The 14665-nt window shown below is 62.4% G+C and carries 18 protein-coding genes; 6 read left to right on the top strand and 12 right to left on the bottom strand.

Annotation, left to right across the window (positions count from 1 at the left end; all coding sequences use genetic code 11):
* Positions 1-19 precede the first annotated feature (19 nt).
* Positions 20-1969, top strand: coding sequence for a tripartite tricarboxylate transporter permease (locus IE093_RS16620; protein ID WP_189471145.1), 1950 nt, complete (start codon positions 20-22; stop codon positions 1967-1969).
* Positions 1970-2142: 173 nt separating this feature from the next.
* Here the strand turns inward: IE093_RS16620 and IE093_RS22795 are convergent, their stop codons facing one another.
* Both IE093_RS22795 and IE093_RS22790 read right to left on the bottom strand, forming a co-directional pair.
* On the bottom strand, positions 2143-2409 hold the full coding sequence (locus tag IE093_RS22795) for a BCCT family transporter (RefSeq protein ID WP_308427209.1): 267 nt from the start codon (positions 2407-2409) through the stop codon (positions 2143-2145).
* Complete coding sequence (locus IE093_RS22790; RefSeq protein WP_308427211.1) at positions 2385-2570, bottom strand: BCCT family transporter; 186 nt, start codon at positions 2568-2570, stop codon at positions 2385-2387. The genes IE093_RS22795 and IE093_RS22790 overlap by 25 nt, the downstream gene beginning before the upstream one ends.
* On the opposite strand from IE093_RS22790, the gene IE093_RS22785 reads away from it, so the two are divergent.
* Entirely contained in the window at positions 2484-2756 is a 273-nt protein-coding gene (locus IE093_RS22785; protein ID WP_308427210.1) for a hypothetical protein, read from the top strand. The genes IE093_RS22790 and IE093_RS22785 overlap by 87 nt on opposite strands.
* A 26-nt stretch (positions 2757-2782) precedes the next feature.
* Here the strand turns inward: IE093_RS22785 and IE093_RS16610 are convergent, their stop codons facing one another.
* From IE093_RS16610 to IE093_RS16595, 4 genes are read right to left on the bottom strand one after another with little or no spacing between them, the layout of a single operon-like run.
* Positions 2783-3460 (bottom strand): HAD-IA family hydrolase, encoded by a 678-nt coding sequence (locus IE093_RS16610; RefSeq protein ID WP_189471143.1) that lies wholly within the window; start codon positions 3458-3460, stop codon positions 2783-2785.
* A gap of 14 nt (positions 3461-3474) precedes the next feature.
* On the bottom strand, positions 3475-4461 hold the full coding sequence (locus IE093_RS16605; protein ID WP_189471141.1) for a 2-hydroxyacid dehydrogenase: 987 nt from the start codon (positions 4459-4461) through the stop codon (positions 3475-3477).
* 23 nt (positions 4462-4484) lie between these two features.
* On the bottom strand, positions 4485-5471 hold the full coding sequence (locus IE093_RS16600) for a sugar kinase (protein WP_189471139.1): 987 nt from the start codon (positions 5469-5471) through the stop codon (positions 4485-4487).
* Positions 5468-6571, bottom strand: a complete 1104-nt coding sequence (locus IE093_RS16595; protein WP_229803668.1) for a LacI family DNA-binding transcriptional regulator — start codon at positions 6569-6571, stop codon at positions 5468-5470. Before IE093_RS16595 ends, IE093_RS16600 begins: the two co-directional genes overlap by 4 nt.
* Positions 6572-6791: 220 nt before the next feature.
* On the opposite strand from IE093_RS16595, the gene IE093_RS22515 reads away from it, so the two are divergent.
* Positions 6792-7232 carry a hypothetical protein gene (locus IE093_RS22515; RefSeq protein WP_229803667.1) on the top strand — a complete coding sequence of 147 codons (441 nt, stop codon included), beginning with the start codon at positions 6792-6794 and terminating at the stop codon, positions 7230-7232.
* Between the two features lie 197 nt (positions 7233-7429).
* Here the strand turns inward: IE093_RS22515 and fba are convergent, their stop codons facing one another.
* The 5 genes from fba to IE093_RS16565 form a co-directional block, all read right to left on the bottom strand.
* Entirely contained in the window at positions 7430-8494 is a 1065-nt protein-coding gene (fba, locus tag IE093_RS16585; protein WP_189471137.1) for a class II fructose-bisphosphate aldolase, read from the bottom strand.
* A 67-nt stretch (positions 8495-8561) separates the two neighbouring features.
* Positions 8562-9734 (bottom strand): phosphoglycerate kinase, encoded by a 1173-nt coding sequence (locus IE093_RS16580; RefSeq protein ID WP_189471135.1) that lies wholly within the window; start codon positions 9732-9734, stop codon positions 8562-8564.
* A 31-nt stretch (positions 9735-9765) separates the two neighbouring features.
* Positions 9766-10806: a type I glyceraldehyde-3-phosphate dehydrogenase gene (locus IE093_RS16575; RefSeq protein WP_189471134.1), complete on the bottom strand. Its 1041-nt coding sequence runs from the start codon at positions 10804-10806 to the stop codon at positions 9766-9768.
* 108 nt (positions 10807-10914) lie between these two features.
* Positions 10915-11625, bottom strand: a complete 711-nt coding sequence (locus IE093_RS16570) for an LrgB family protein (protein ID WP_189471132.1) — start codon at positions 11623-11625, stop codon at positions 10915-10917.
* Positions 11618-12010, bottom strand: coding sequence for a CidA/LrgA family protein (locus IE093_RS16565; protein ID WP_189471130.1), 393 nt, complete (start codon positions 12008-12010; stop codon positions 11618-11620). Before IE093_RS16565 ends, IE093_RS16570 begins: the two co-directional genes overlap by 8 nt.
* 143 nt (positions 12011-12153) lie before the next feature.
* Here IE093_RS16565 and IE093_RS16560 point away from each other — a divergent pair, with 143 nt between their 5' ends.
* The 3 genes from IE093_RS16560 (at position 12154) to IE093_RS16550 (ending at position 14259) form a co-directional block, all read left to right on the top strand.
* Positions 12154-12615, top strand: coding sequence for an Hsp20/alpha crystallin family protein (locus IE093_RS16560; protein ID WP_189471128.1), 462 nt, complete (start codon positions 12154-12156; stop codon positions 12613-12615).
* Positions 12616-12636: 21 nt separating this feature from the next.
* Positions 12637-13032: an Hsp20/alpha crystallin family protein gene (locus tag IE093_RS16555; protein WP_189471126.1), complete on the top strand. Its 396-nt coding sequence runs from the start codon at positions 12637-12639 to the stop codon at positions 13030-13032.
* 174 nt (positions 13033-13206) lie between these two features.
* Complete coding sequence (locus IE093_RS16550; protein WP_189471125.1) at positions 13207-14259, top strand: class I fructose-bisphosphate aldolase; 1053 nt, start codon at positions 13207-13209, stop codon at positions 14257-14259.
* A 74-nt stretch (positions 14260-14333) separates the two neighbouring features.
* Here IE093_RS16550 and IE093_RS16545 read toward each other — a convergent pair.
* Positions 14334-14665, bottom strand: a 332-nt coding sequence (locus IE093_RS16545; RefSeq protein ID WP_308427208.1) for a transketolase-like TK C-terminal-containing protein, incomplete at its 5' end; no start/stop codon positions are given.

Below are 14665 nucleotides of genomic sequence, written 5' to 3'. Positions count from 1 at the left end.
AACACGAGAGCCTCACTCCATGTTCGATATCCTTTTCTCCAGCCTGGGACAGCTCTTCACCGTGTCCCACCTGCTCTACATGATGTTGGGGGTACTGGTTGGTCTGGTCGTCGGTATCATACCCGGCCTGGGTGGCATTGCCGGGATGTCATTGTTGCTGCCTTTCCTGTATGGCATGGAGCCCACTGTCGCCCTGGGCATGTTGATGGGTCTTGTCGCCGTGATTCCCACCGGCGACACCTTCGCCTCGGTGCTATTGGGCATTCCCGGCTCCAGTGCCTCCCAGGCGACGGTGATCGATGGTTTTTCCCTGGCCAAGCGCGGCCAGGCGGCACGGGCATTGTCCAGTGCCTTCCTGTCGTCGATGATCGGGGGCCTGATTGGTGCCATTGTCCTGACCGGCTTCATCCTGATCGCCCGCCCCCTGGTACTATCCTTTTCCTCCTCCGAGCTGTTCATGCTGACACTGCTCGGCCTGTCGATGGTGGCAGTGCTCTCGGGCCGCGACCTGTTCAAGGGGCTGGCCGCCTGTGGCCTTGGCCTGCTGGTGGGGGCCATCGGCATGGCGCCGGCCACCGGCGAATTCCGCATGAACTTCGGGTTGAACTATCTCTATGACGGCCTGCCTCTGGTAGTGGTCGGCCTGGGAATCTTTGCACTACCGGAAATCATCGACCTGCTGGTCAAGCGCGGCGCGATTGCCAGTGAACCCTGCAAGCTTGGTGAGGGTTGGCGGCAAGGTATCCGGGATGTCGGCCAACAGCGTGGGCTCGTTGCCCGCTGTGCCGGTATCGGTAGCCTGGTTGGCACCATCCCCGGTCTGGCCGGCTCCGTGGTCGACTGGATCACCTACGGCCATGCGGTGCAAAGTGCCAGGGACAAATCCGAGTTTGGCAAGGGAGATATCCGCGGGGTGATCGCCCCGGAGTCCGCCAACAATGCCTGCGCCTGCGGTGCCATGGTCCCGACCCTGCTGTTCGGCGTCCCCGGCTCGGGCACGGCCGCGGTGTTCCTGGGAGGCTTGCTACTGCTCGGTCTCCAGCCCGGCGTCGGCATGATCGAGACCCACCTTGACCTGACCTACACCATCATCTGGTCGCTGGCCCTGGCCAACATCCTGGGGGCCGCGCTGTGCCTGGTGCTCGCCCGCCCGGTAGCCAGCCTGACCCGAGTGCCCTTTGTCATCCTGGCCCCGCTGATCACCGTGCTGATCATGTTTGCCGCCTTCCAGGCCACGCGCGCCACGGGGGACCTGCTCGCCTTGGGGGCGGTCGGCATCCTGGGGGTACTGTTCAAGCAGGCGAACTGGTCACGCCCAGCATTCCTGATCGGCTTCGTACTGGCCCCGGGTGCCGAGTCCTACTTCTACCAGGCGGTACAGTTCCAGGGCACGGACGCCTTCCTGCGTCCCGGCGTGTTGATCATCGGTGCCCTTATCCTCGCGGCCCTCTTCATTCCCATGCTGCGTTCACTGTGCATCAAGCGTCGCCAGGCCTCTTCGGTAGGAGCTGCGTCGACGGCTCGTGCCGAGCCCCCCACCCTGGGCGCCATCGACGTGGTGCTCTTCGTCGCGCTGCTCGGCACCGCCGCCTTTGCCTGGATGGATGTCGCCGACCTGTCCTTGATCGGAGGCATCATGCCCCGGCTGGCTATCGCGATCCTCGCCGTTTCCTGCCTACTGGAGGTCGCGCGCTGCCTGACACGTCGCCCCCAGTGGCAGCATCAGGCCATCGGTCTGCAGGGCCTCTGGCTGGTGGGCTTCTTCGCGCTGGTGGCCGCCATGTTGTTGCTCGGCTTCATCACCGCGGCGACGCTGTTTTGCCTCGTCTTCCTGCTGGTCATTGCACGTCTCAAGCCCTGGGTTGCTGCAGGTATGGCCCTGGGGGTCACGGCCTTTCTGGTCGGCATGGCCGAGTTCCTGACCCTGACCTACCCAAGCGGACTGATCGATCCCTGGCTATTCGGCTGAGTCAGTCCTGTCGCGCATGATCATCCCCGGCAGATCAGTTGGTGTAGCTGCATGCGAAAAAGGCCTGAGCCCCGAACACTACGGGAGTCAGGCCTTGATCTCCACCTGAATGAACTGTCTCGACTATAGGAGGTCGGTTCAGCTTCGACCCGGTGGATTAGCGGCTACTCTACTCAGACCGGCTCCGTACGTAGACCCTGGTATATGCAGTAGCACATGGCCACGGTGACTATCTCGAAGGGGAAGCCGGTGCTGATAGCCAGTGCCTGTAGCGATGCCAGGCCGCCACCGAGCGGCAGGGCGATGGCGATCAGACCCTCGAAACTGCACCAGAACACCCGTTGCACCATGGGGGCATCGACCTTGCCGCCGGCACAGATGGTATCGACGACCAGTGACCCGGAGTCCGAGGAGGTCACGAAGAACACCAGCACCAGCACGATGCCAACCAGGTCGTCCAGCCGTGAAAGTAACCTGTATCCTCACGGCCTATCCAGTTGGAAAGTGCCGGAAGATTGACGATGTAACTGGTCAGTCCCGTGAAGAAGGTGGTAAAGATGTCGGCCGTGGCGCCGGCGAGCAGAACGAACAGGAACAGCAAGAACGCCATCCCCATGTTCAACTCGGAAAGCAGCTCGAGGTCACCGCCGCCGGCGAGGCCCATCGCGTGACACCGGGCCAGATGCTGTGGATTCCCGAGGGCACGGAACTGGTCTACGGCGGCCATGCCCTGTTCGGTTATGCTCTCTATCCCGGTAATTGGAAGGCCCTGCAAGACGAAAAGTGAGCCTAGCTAGCCGGCCTTTGGATCACCTAGGCGGTTATGGGACTCTGCTGTGCCAGCCGGGCGATCGCTGCCGGCAGGTCTCTGGCATGATGGATGGCGATGGCGCCTTCGGGTGTCGTTTCGGTGTCGGGGAAGTGATTGAGGTGGATAACCTGCATGCCGGCTTCCAGCCCGGCGGCAACACCCACTGCGGCATCGTCGATCACTACGCAGCGCCCGGGGGCATGGCCCATGGCCTCGGCGGCGATGAGGTAGAGCGTCGGGTCGGGTTTCCACACCCCCAGCGTATAGGCACTGAACAGGTTGTCGCCGAAATGGGGGGCGAGGCCGGTGCTGTCCATGGCGCAGCGGATCTTGCGCTCGGGGCCGTTCGAGACCACCGCTTTCGGGTGAACACCCAAGGCGTCTAGTGCTTCGGGCATGCCGGCGATGGCCTGCAACTCCTCGCGCATGCGTTCCTCCATGCGGCTGCGCATCCGTTCTTCCAGGTTCCGGCGCCGCTCGTCGTCAAGCGCACCGTGGCGCGCTTCCAGTGTCAGCACGATGGTAAGAAAGCGGACGCCACGAAACTCTTCCATGTACTGCTCGGCGGTAAAGGGCAGCCCGAAACGCGGCAGCACCTCCGCCATGACCTGGGCCAGCAGGATCTCGCTGTCGACCAGGGTGCCGTCGGAGTCGAAAAGCAGGCAGAACGGTGATGACATGGGGACCTCGAATTTTATTGATGACGGCGCTGCCAGGCGCCTTGATTGACCAGACTGATGGGCTGCTTGCCCTTGAGCGCCAGGGTAATGTTGTCCACCGCGCGCTGGGCCATGGCATTACGTGTTTCATGGGTTGCCGAGCCGATATGCGGCAGGGCCACCACGTTGGCCATGTACGGTAAGGGAGATTCCGGCGAGAGGGGTTCCTGCTCGAAGACATCGAGGCCGGCGGCGTGAATCTCGCCCAACTCTAACGCCGCGATCAGCGCGGATTCGTCGACCACCTTGCCGCGTGCGATATTGACGAAGATCGCCGAAGGCTTCATCAGCTTGAACTCGCGCGTGCCGATCAGGTGCTCCGTCTCGGCGGAAAGGGGCACGGTGACACAGACGAAGTCGGCCTGGGCCAGCAATTCGTCCATTTCGCAGCGTCTGGCGCCCAGTTCTTTCTCGAGCGCCGGCTTGGGCGAGGCATTGGAGTACAGGACCTTCATGCCGAAACCCAAGGCGCCACGCCGGGCGATGGCGGCGCCAATGCGGCCGAAGCCGATCATGCCCAGGGTCTTGCCATGAACGTCACTGCCGAACTGCGCTTCGCCGATGCTTTGCTGCCAGTCGCCACGCTTGACGAATTCGGCGAGTTCCACCGCCCGGCGTGCCGCAGCCATGATCAGCAGGAAGCCGGTATCGGCGGTGGTCTCGGTAAGCACGTCGGGGGTGTTGCACAACAGGATGCCGCGACGGGTCAATTCGTCGACCGGGTAATTGTCGTAGCCCACCGAAATCGTGGCGATGGCTTCCAGATGTGGGGCTTCGTCGAGCAATTCGGGCATGATCCTGAGACCCGAGCCGACCATGCCATGGGCATTCGCTAGCGCGGCTCGGAAGTCCGGGTCGTCAGTATTGTCGAGGTGTTCGAAGTAGTCGACGTGACATTCCTGCCGTAGCTGTTCGAGATGCTGTGCCTTGAGGCGGCTAAACGCCACGATACGCTTGGTCATGACACTCTCCTATGGTTGGGCTTTCAATCGTCAAGGCTAGGCAGAACGGCTTCCAGTTCGGTCAACCGAGCGCGGCTGGGCAGGCCTTCCATGTCCCCGACGACCTGGACCGCCTGGGCACCGATCAGGTTGCCACGACGTACCGCTGCCCGCGGCGAGAGTCCGTCGAGCAGCGCGCTGACCACACCCACGGCGAAACCGTCGCCGGCACCCACGGTGTCCACCACCTCGGCGACCTCGAACCCCGGTACGGTGAAACTCTGTTCCTGACCGCCGAGCGTACCACGGTAGTAGCTGCCTTCCGGGCCCAACTTGAGGATCACCGCCTTGGCGCCTCGATCCAGATAGAAGCCTGCGATGTCGTGGGGTGTCTCCAGGCCGGTTAGACGACGGCCCTCGCCAAGCCCGGGTAGCACCCAGTCGGCATGAGCGGCCATGGCGTTCAAGGTCTCGCGCATATCCTCTTCGCTGGCCCACAGGCTAGGCCGCAGGTTGGGATCGAAGGAAATACTGGCGCCGGCGGTCCGGGCCTGTTCCAGCATATGCCAGGCCAACTCGCGACAACTGGCGGAAATGGCCGGGGGAATGCCGGTGGCATGCAAGTGGCGGGCGGCCGTGAAATCTACCTGGACAGCATCGGCGGGCGACAAATGGCTGGCGGCACTGCCACGGCGGAAGTACTCGACGCGGGGATCAGTGCCCCCTTCGGCGCGCTCCTTGAATACCAGACCGGTGGGATGTTCCGGGTCGGCCACCAGGTGGCGGCAGTCTAGTCCTTCAGCTTCCAGCGTACGGCGGATGTAGGTGCCGAAACTGTCGTCGCCGACACGGCTCAGCCAGCCGACGCGAAAGCCCAGGCGGGCGAGGCCAATGGCGACATTGGTATCGGCGCCGGCGATGCGGCGCTGGAAGTGTTCGACCTCGGCCATGGCTCCTGGGGCATCAGCGATGAACAGGGTCATGGCCTCGCCGAAGGCGAGAATCTCGGGGGAAGGGATTGGCTTCGTCATGGCCGCTCCTGGGAAACTGAATCGTACTGGTCGGGAGTGTTCGGGCGACACGTCGACCCTCGGAGGATCAGGCGTGCCTGGTAGTGTGTGCGCTTCGGTGGCGCCTGGCGCTGTGGCTCCTCCAGCCGCTGCAGCAGGTTGTGCACGGCCGCACGGCCGATGGCGTCGGTGGGCTGGGCCAGGGTGGTGATGCCGGGGCCGACCAGGTTGCACCATTCCAACTCGTCGATGCCCAGCAGCCCGATCTCGCCTAGCCTGGCCCCTCGGGCCTGCAAGGCATGGGCGACCGCCAGAGTGACATTGCCATTGCCGCAAAGTATCGCGGGGGCGGAACCCGAGGCTTGCGAAAGAAAGCCGGCGATGACGTCCTGCAAGCGATTGTCTTCGGCAAGGGCCAAGCTGTGGGCCTCGCCGCGTAGCGTCGGGTCGTCCGCCAACCGCTGCTCGAAATGCTTCAGGCGTGCCTGTCGCGAACTAGCCTGGGCCACGGGCTCGCTTAGGTACAGGACGTTGTCGTAGCCCTGCTGGCGGAGATGGTCGAGGGCCATGTCGATGGTCTGGGTATTGTCGAGCCCTACCACGTCGGCCTCGAAATCGCTCAGCATCCGATCGAGTAGCACCAGCGGCGTACCCTGGGCGGCCAGGGCACGCAGCTCGCGACTGGGCTGTCCGGCAGCGTTGATCACCAGCCCTTCGACCCGGTACGACGCCAGCAGTGCCAGGTGTTCTCGCTCCTGTGCCGGGTCGTTATCGGTATTGCATACCAGTAGCGAGAACCCTCGTTCCCGACAGGCCTGCTCCACGCCATGCATTACCGCCACCGAAAAGGGGTTGCGGATATCCGCCACCAACATGCCGATCAGTTGCGAGCGTCCGCCCTTGAGGCCGCGGGCCATCTGGTTGGGGTGGTAGCTCAAGCGCCTCGCGGCGCTGGCGATGCGCGACTGCATATCGCGCGACAGCCGGGCGCGCTCGTCGCTGAAGTAGCGCGATACGCTGGTCTTGGAGACGCCAGCCTCTCGGGCAACCTGCAGGATGGTGGCGCGGTGTGGCGTAGTACGGGGCATGGCAGCATGGCGATGAAATGGGAACGTTCCCATCCTAGTTCGCCTGGTCGGCTTGGGCAACGCCTCCTGATTAGACAAAAGTCGCCTTCCCCCGCAGATGTCCTTGCCTCTTCGGCGGGCAGCAATCACGTGTCGCCGTGACCCATGTGTCACATGTCACCATGCCCAGGCCCGGAAATTCGGCCTTTCCGACTCTGAGGGAACGTGGGGGAATTATTCTCAGTTGGCTGTTTTGTCCGGGTTTTTTGTGCCCATGGCGCAGATTGGCCCGCACGCTGCAATCGTTGGGGGGCTGGACATTCGCGATGGGGGGCAGGTCGCCTCCACGGCCATTGCGAAGGATCCGCTGCCAGGAAGTGACACGCTTCTACATTCAGGAAAGTACGCAAGCACTGCTACCTATGGAGGTGCAAGCATGATGTCCAAGGAATTCCTCAAGAAGCTCAGCATTTTTGGCGTTTCGTTTGGCCTGATTACCAGCCCGCTGGCCTTCGGCGATTTTCACGAAGAGGAAGAGGAGGACAAGAACCCTGCCCAGGAACAGGTGACCGATGACGGTGGCAATGGCGCCGGATTCAGTACCGAGTACGAAAACGAGGAGCAGGAGACGGAAGGAACCGACGAGTGGGAAGAGGAAGAAAGCGAAGAGGAAGAATGGGAGGAAGAAGAGGAAGAAGGTAACGGCGGCTTCTGATGGCGCATCCTCGCGATGCCCTCCAGGGAAGGGGGCATCGCTTCCTGTTCTTGGCGCAAGTGTTAGCGCTGGCTTGTGCAAGGCACCGCCCCGGGCTACGGCCCGGGGCGGCTTGCGTGTTGTCTGCCGGCGCGGTTGATGGAAGTCGCACCAGGACGGCGACAAGCGCCGTCTTTATGCTGGGCAGCGAGGTGAGCTTAGTTCACCTTGGGATCCAGCTCGCCGCTGTCGTAACGGCCTACTATGGCTTCCAGGCTGATCGGCTTGATCTTGCTGGCCTGGCCGGCGGTGCCGAAGGCTTCGTAGCGGGCGATACAGACATCGCGCATGGCGCTGACGGTTTCCTTGAGGAACTTGCGCGGGTCGAACTCGGCCGGGTGATGGGCCAGGAAGCGGCGCACCGCGCCGGTGGAGGCCAGGCGCAGGTCGGTGTCGATGTTGACCTTGCGCACACCGTGCCTGATGCCTTCGACGATCTCCTCGACCGGTACACCGTAGGTCTCGGGGATGTTTCCGCCGAACTCATTGATGATCTCCAGCCACTCCTGCGGCACTGAAGAGGAGCCGTGCATCACCAGGTGAGTATTGGGAATGCGTTCGTGGATCTCCTTGATGCGCGAGATCGACAGGGTATCGCCGGTGGGCGGCTTGGTGAACTTGTAGGCGCCGTGGCTGGTGCCGATGGCAATGGCCAGGGCGTCGACGTGGGTGGCCTTTACGAACTCGGCGGCCTCTTCCGGGTCGGTGAGCAGCTGGTCGTGGGATAACGTGCCCTCGGCGCCGATACCGTCTTCCTCGCCGGCCATGCCGGTTTCCAGGCTGCCCAGGCAACCCAGCTCACCTTCCACGGAGACACCGCAGGCATGCGCCATCTCCACCGTGCGACGGGTGACGTCGACGTTGTATTCGTAGTTGGTCGGGGTCTTGCCGTCCTCGCCCAGCGAGCCATCCATCATCACCGAGGAGAAGCCAAGCTGGATGGAGCGCTGGCAGACCGCGGGGCTAGTACCGTGGTCCTGATGCATGACCACCGGGATATGCGGAAATTCCTCGACCGCAGCCAGGATCAGGTGGCGCAGGAAAGGCGCGCCGGCGTATTTGCGAGCTCCGGCGGAGGCCTGGACGATGACCGGCGAGTCGGTCTTGTCGGCGGCCTCCATGATGGCGCGCATCTGCTCGAGGTTGTTGACGTTGAAGGCTGGAACGCCGTAGCCGTGCTCGGCGGCGTGGTCCAGCAATTGGCGCATGCTGATCAGAGCCATGAACTTACCTTTGCGTGAATATGGCGTGGCCGGCGGAGCGCACGCCATGAACTTTGGGAATAGTGGGTTACTTGGCGGCTAGGGCCGCAGCTTCCAGGGCCGCCACGGCGGGCAGGGTCTTGCCTTCCACATACTCCAGGAAAGCACCGCCCCCGGTGGAGATGTAGGAGACCTGCTCGGCGATGCCGTACTTGTCGATGGCCGCCAGCGTGTCACCGCCGCCGGCGATCGAGAACGCCGGACTTGCGGCGATGGCCTGGGACAGCGCTTCGGTGCCCTGGCCGAACTGGTCGATCTCGAATACCCCGACCGGGCCGTTCCACAGGATGGTGCCAGCATCCTTGAGTAGAGCCGCGAAGCGTTCTGCAGTCATCGGTCCGATGTCGAGGATCATCTCGTCGTCGGTGACATGCTCTACGCCCTTGACCACGGCTTCGGCGGATTCCGAAAACTCGGTAGCCACGACCACATCGCTGGGCAGCGGAATGTCGACTTTCTCCATCAGCGCCAGCGCCTGGTCAACCAGGTCAGCTTCATAGAGCGACTTGCCGACGTTGTAACCGGCTGCGGCGATGAAGGTATTGGCAATGCCGCCGCCGACGATCAACTGATCGCACTTTTCGGCGAGGGCGTTGAGTACTTCGAGCTTGGTGGAAACCTTGGAGCCGCCGACGATGGCAACCATGGGGCGCGCGGGGGTGGCCAGTGCTTTCTCCAGGGCCTCGAGTTCGCGGGCCAGCAGGGGACCGGCACACGCGGTGGGGGCGAAACGCGCCACCCCGTGAGTCGAAGCCTGGGCGCGGTGAGCGGTGCCGAAGGCGTCCATGACGTAGATGTCGCACAGCGCGGCGTACTGCTTGGCCAATTCTTCGGCATCTTTCTTCTCGCCCGCGTTGAAGCGCACGTTCTCGAGCAGCACTATCTCGCCACTGGCAAGATCGACGTTGACACCGAGATAGTCCTTGACCAGGCGAACCGGGCGACCCAGCAATTCACCCAAGTGCTCGGCCACAGGTGCCAGCGAAAACTCCTCCGCGGGTTCACCTTCGGTGGGACGGCCCAGGTGGCTCATCAGCATCACCCCGGCACCCGCGTCCACGGCGGCCTGGATGGTCGGCAGGCTGGCGCGCAGGCGGGCATCGCTGGTCACACGGCCATTCTTGATCGGTACGTTCAGGTCTTCGCGGATCAGCACGCGCTGTCCCGCGAGGTCGAGGTCGGTCATCTTGCGTACGTTCATCGGTCGTGGTCCTCGAAGTTGCAAGCCAGAATTAGGAAGCAGAGGGAAGATCCAGGCGTGCCAAGTGCCTGGCGACATCGAGCATGCGGTTGGCAAATCCCCACTCGTTGTCGAACCAGCACAGCAGCTTGATCAGTCGGTCACCGGCCACCCGAGTCTGAGTGGCGTCCACGATACCGGAGCGGGGATCGTGGTTGAAGTCGATCGAAGCCATGGGCTCCTCGGTGAAACCCAGCAACCCGGCAAGACGTTCTCGGGAGGCTTGGGCGAGCAGCGCGTTCACCTCTTCGGCAGTCGTGTCGCGACGCACGCAGATCGACAGGTCCATGGCCGAGACATTGATCGTCGGCACGCGTACGTGCAGGCACTGGATGCGATCCGCCAGATGCGGCATCAATCGGTTGATGCCACGTGCCAGGCCAGTATCCACCGGCACGATGGAGTGCATGGCCGAGCGGGTCAGGCGCAGGTCGCTGCGGTGATAGGCGTCGATCACCGGCTGGTCGTTCATCGCCGAGTGAATAGTGGTGGTGACGCCGTGTTCCACGCCCAGGGCGTTGTCGAGCACGGTAAGCACCGGAATCAAGCAATTGGTGGTGCACGACGCCGCCGAAACGATGCGATGGTGTGGGGCGAGACTGGTTTCGTTGATACCACAGACGATGGTGGCATCGACATCGCTTTCGGCGGGCTGGGAGAACAGCAGACGGCGGGCGCCGGAATCGAGATGTCGCTCCGCGGTCGCACGATCCTTGAAGCTTCCCGAGCATTCCAGCACCAGGTCGACATCCAGTGCCTTCCACGGCAGTTCCGTGGGCTCGGCTTCGGAAATCACCTCGATGGCCTGACCGTCGATGATCAGGCGGCTGCCCTCGACTTCGACACGGCCCGGGAAACGGCCATGGGTGGTGTCGTAGCGGGTCAGGTAGGCAATGGTGTCGAGATCGGACAGTTCATTGATCGCCACGACCTGCAGCTCTGGGGCAGCCGCATGCGGGGCGCGCTCCATCAGCGCACGCAGTACGCATTGGCCGATACGGCCGTAACCATTGATGGCGATGCGATAGGCCATGAACAGGAGCTCGGCAACCAGGGAAAAAGGCGATTCTAGCGTATAAGCGGTGTTCTTGACCAAGGTGGTGGTCGCAAGCTTGTAGTCAATGTCTCCAATTTTTGGAAATCACACCCCCAACACCCGCCACGCCAGCGGCAGGAACAGTGCGGTGAATATACCGGTCAGGCTCATGCCCAGCGAGGCGAAAGCGCCGGCGGTGGGGCCGAGTTCGAAGGCGCGCACGGTGCCGATGGCGTGGCCGTTGACGCCAAGTACGAAGCCCAGTACCCGTTGATCGGTAATCCGCAGGCGTTTGGCTAAAAATCCAACGCAGGTGGTGGCCATCACCCCAGTGATCAGCAAGCCGCCCATCATCAGCGGGATGGAGCCGCCGATTTGCTCGGTGATGCCGATGGCGATGGGGGCGGTGACCGACTTGGGGGCCAAGGAGGCCAGCACTCGAGGAGAGGCGCCAAGAGCCCAGGCCAGGGCGACGGAATAGAAGGCGGCAAGCATGGCGGCGGGTGGCAGGCTGATCAGGATCGGTCGCCACAGGGCACGGATATGATGCACCTGCTGGTACAGCGGCACGCCGAGAGCCACCGTGGCCGGGCCGAGCAGCAGTATCAACCAGGCGGCGCCACGTCGGTAATCGGTGTAATCGATGGACAGTAGCCATAATGTCGCCGCCGTCAGCAGGGAAGCGAGCAGCACCGGTGGGCACCAGCTTGGCCGGCCGAGTTTTTCGAAGGCCTTGAGGCCGGCGAGATAGGCGGCAAGCGTCAGGGCGATGGCCAGGACGGGGGTGTTCAACAAGTGGTCACGTAATTCACTCATGGGGATGACCTGCCTTGGTCGTCGACTCCTCACTGGATCGGGCAGACTTGGGCATGAAGCGCAGCATGAGCCATAGCGTGGTCAATACGCTGAGCATGGTGCCGACGATTAGGGCGACCGCTACCGCTAGCCACTGGCCGGCAAACTCATCGGCGATGAAGAAGACGCCGACCACACCAGGCATGATCAGCATCGCCAGCAATCGAATCAGCGCCTGGCTGGCGGTGGCGATATCGTCATCCAGCCGTCCGTGCAACATCAGCCAGATCGCAATCAGCAGCATTCCGGCGACGCCGCGGGAAATGGGCAGTCCCAGCAGTGTCACCAGGATATCGCCGAGTATCAGAAACCCGAGCAGCCACAGAAAGCCGCGTAATATCGACATGGTCGTCCTTGGCAGGGCCTTGAAAATCGTTGCGCTGTACCTATTTTACAGATACGGAACCTGGGTGAGCGCGAAGCTCAAGGTACCGCGGTTAGGGTTGACCCGCAAAACAGAAAACCTGCATAGCATGGGAGGTGTTCGATATGTTCGGAGATCTCTGGCGTTTCGATACTGACCAGTTCCAGGGCCTGGACTGGTTCCGGCAGATGATGGATGAGTTCTTCCCGGAAACCGGTGCGGCGGATATTCGCTCGGTGCCGCGCGGCAGCTTTCCGATGATCAATGTCGGGAGTACCGACGATGCTATCCGCGTCTATGTCTTCGCCCCCGGTCTGACCGCTTCCGACCTGGACGTCAGCGTGCAGAACAATGTACTGACCTTGCGAGGCAAGCGCGAGGTGCCGACACCCAAGTCGGAAAGTGAAGAGCGGCGCCCCTACTTCCGCCGTGAGCGGTTTAGCGGCGAGTTCGCGCGCTCCATCGCACTGCCTGATGGATTGGATGCCGATCGTGCGGAGGCCCGTTTCCACAACGGTGTCTTCGAAGTGCTCTTGCCCAAGCGCGAAGAGCTGAAACCACGTCGTATCGAGATCAAGGCAGCGTAAGCGATAAGGAGGTGAGCCATCATGAACGATGTCACCAAGCGTGAAACTTCCCAGGATGTCGCCACACGCGAGCGGAAAGAACAGTTGCGTGCCTTGTTGCCGCCGGTGGACATCTATGAAGAGGACAATGCCCTGCACATCATCGCCGACATGCCCGGCGTGAAGCGCGAGGGATTGAGTATCGAGGTGGACAACAACGTGCTCAGTCTGGAGGGCGAGATCCAGATCGAGATGCCGGAGGGCATTTCCGCGACTTACGCGGAAATTCGTGCCCAACGCTATGCTCGGCGTTTTACCTTGAGCCACGAGATCGATACCGATGCTATCGAGGCCAAGGTCGATAACGGCGTCCTGCATCTGGTACTGCCCAAGAAAGACACTCATCGCAGTCGCCGCATCGATGTCAAGGCGGCCTGATACGCACCTTCTGGGTGTGAGACGAACGAAGAGGCGCTCTCCGAAGACTGGAGAGCGCCTTTCTTGTCAGATCGATCAGATGAGCGGCTGACTTGCGATCAGGACTCATCACTGCGAAATTCTTCCTCTACGCTTGGAAGAACAGAAACCGATCCACAGGAAGGGGACACGACGATGACGGATATTGCCAAACTGCTGGGTGAAGAGGCCGATCACCTGCTTGGCCATACTTGTGAAGGAATTCGCCGCGATAGCTTGCACCTGCCTGGTCCGGATTTCATCGATCGGGTGGTGGCCGATAGCGACCGTAGCCCCGCGGTGATGCGCAACATGCAGGCACTGTTCCAGCATGGACGCCTGGCGGGTACGGGCTATCTGAGCCTATTGCCGGTGGACCAGGGCATCGAACACTCGGCGGGTGCATCCTTTGCACCTAACCCGTTGTATTTCGATCCCGCAAACATCGTCGAGCTGGCGCTCGAGGGGGGCTGCAACGGTGTGGCATCGACGCTGGGGGTACTGTCGTCGGTGGCGCGGCGCTATGCCCACAAGATTCCGATGATACTCAAGCTTAACCATAACGAGACCTTGAGCCTGCCAACCATGTACGACCAGACGCTGTTCGCCGAGGTGGAACAGGCCCACGATATGGGGTGCGTGGCGGTCGGCGCGACCATCTATTTCGGCTCGCTCGAGAGCCGACGGCAGATCATGGAGATCAGCGAGGCTTTCGAGCGGGCTCACCAGTTGGGCATGGCCACGGTGCTGTGGGCGTATCTACGCAACCCGGAATTCAAGAAGGATGGCAAGGACTATCATGTGGCCGCCGACCTGACCGGCCAGGCCAACCACCTGGCCGCGACGATCAAGGCCGACATCGTCAAGCAGAAACTGCCCGAGATCAACGGTGGCTACCGGGCGGTCGGTTTTGGGCATACCCACGACAAGGTCTACGACGAACTGACCTCGGATCACCCCATCGACCTGGCCCGCTACCAGGTTGCCAACTGTTACATGGGGCGGGCCGGGCTGATCAACTCTGGTGGCGGTTCCAAGGGGCACACCGATCTCGGCGAAGCCGTGCGTACCGCGGTCATCAACAAGCGAGCCGGTGGCATGGGACTGATTTCCGGACGCAAGGCATTCCAGAAACCGATGAAGGAAGGGGTGGAATTGCTGAACGCCATTCAGGATGTGTATCTGTCGCCGGACGTGACGATCGCCTGAGGCAAGGCTGACGCAACCCGAGACGAAAAAGGGCACGGCTCGCGCCGTGCCCTTGTCGCTTCTACATGCGGCGCTTACTTGGCCAGCAGCTCTTCAGCCTGTTCGACGACGTTGTCGACGGTGAAGCCGAAGTGCTTGAACAGGTCGCCACCCGGGGCCGATTCACCGAAGCTGTCCATTCCGACGATGCGCCCGTTAAGGCCCACGTACTTGTACCAGTAGGCGAAGTGGCTAGCCTCGATGGCCAGGCGCTTGGTCACGCCGGCCGGCAGTACCGATTCGCGGTAGCTGGCGGGCTGGGCATCGAAGGTGTCGGTGGAGGGCATCGACACCACGCGCACCGCGTTGCCCTTGGCGGTGAGCGCCTCGGCGGCGTCCATCGCCAGGCCGACCTCGGAGCCGGTGG

Source organism: Litchfieldella qijiaojingensis (assembly GCF_014651875.1).
Classification (GTDB): Bacteria; Pseudomonadota; Gammaproteobacteria; order Pseudomonadales; family Halomonadaceae; genus Litchfieldella; species Litchfieldella qijiaojingensis.
This window is presented reverse-complemented; position numbering and strand designations above follow the sequence as displayed.

What these genes read in the sequence shown, in the direction of transcription:
- IE093_RS16620 (WP_189471145.1), top strand. Translation starts at nt 20, where the DNA reads ATGTTCGATATCCTTTTCTCCAGCCTGGGACAGCTCTTCACCGTGTCC.
- IE093_RS16610 (WP_189471143.1), bottom strand. Translation starts at nt 3,460, where the DNA reads ATGTCATCACCGTTCTGCCTGCTTTTCGACTCCGACGGCACCCTGGTC.
- IE093_RS16605 (WP_189471141.1), bottom strand. Translation starts at nt 4,461, where the DNA reads ATGACCAAGCGTATCGTGGCGTTTAGCCGCCTCAAGGCACAGCATCTC.
- IE093_RS16600 (WP_189471139.1), bottom strand. Translation starts at nt 5,471, where the DNA reads ATGACGAAGCCAATCCCTTCCCCCGAGATTCTCGCCTTCGGCGAGGCC.
- IE093_RS16595 (WP_229803668.1), bottom strand. Translation starts at nt 6,571, where the DNA reads ATGGGAACGTTCCCATTTCATCGCCATGCTGCCATGCCCCGTACTACG.
- IE093_RS22515 (WP_229803667.1), top strand. Translation starts at nt 6,792, where the DNA reads ATGGCGCAGATTGGCCCGCACGCTGCAATCGTTGGGGGGCTGGACATT.
- fba (WP_189471137.1), bottom strand. Translation starts at nt 8,494, where the DNA reads ATGGCTCTGATCAGCATGCGCCAATTGCTGGACCACGCCGCCGAGCAC.
- IE093_RS16580 (WP_189471135.1), bottom strand. Translation starts at nt 9,734, where the DNA reads ATGAACGTACGCAAGATGACCGACCTCGACCTCGCGGGACAGCGCGTG.
- IE093_RS16575 (WP_189471134.1), bottom strand. Translation starts at nt 10,806, where the DNA reads ATGGCCTATCGCATCGCCATCAATGGTTACGGCCGTATCGGCCAATGC.
- IE093_RS16570 (WP_189471132.1), bottom strand. Translation starts at nt 11,625, where the DNA reads ATGAGTGAATTACGTGACCACTTGTTGAACACCCCCGTCCTGGCCATC.
- IE093_RS16565 (WP_189471130.1), bottom strand. Translation starts at nt 12,010, where the DNA reads ATGTCGATATTACGCGGCTTTCTGTGGCTGCTCGGGTTTCTGATACTC.
- IE093_RS16560 (WP_189471128.1), top strand. Translation starts at nt 12,154, where the DNA reads ATGTTCGGAGATCTCTGGCGTTTCGATACTGACCAGTTCCAGGGCCTG.
- IE093_RS16555 (WP_189471126.1), top strand. Translation starts at nt 12,637, where the DNA reads ATGAACGATGTCACCAAGCGTGAAACTTCCCAGGATGTCGCCACACGC.
- IE093_RS16550 (WP_189471125.1), top strand. Translation starts at nt 13,207, where the DNA reads ATGACGGATATTGCCAAACTGCTGGGTGAAGAGGCCGATCACCTGCTT.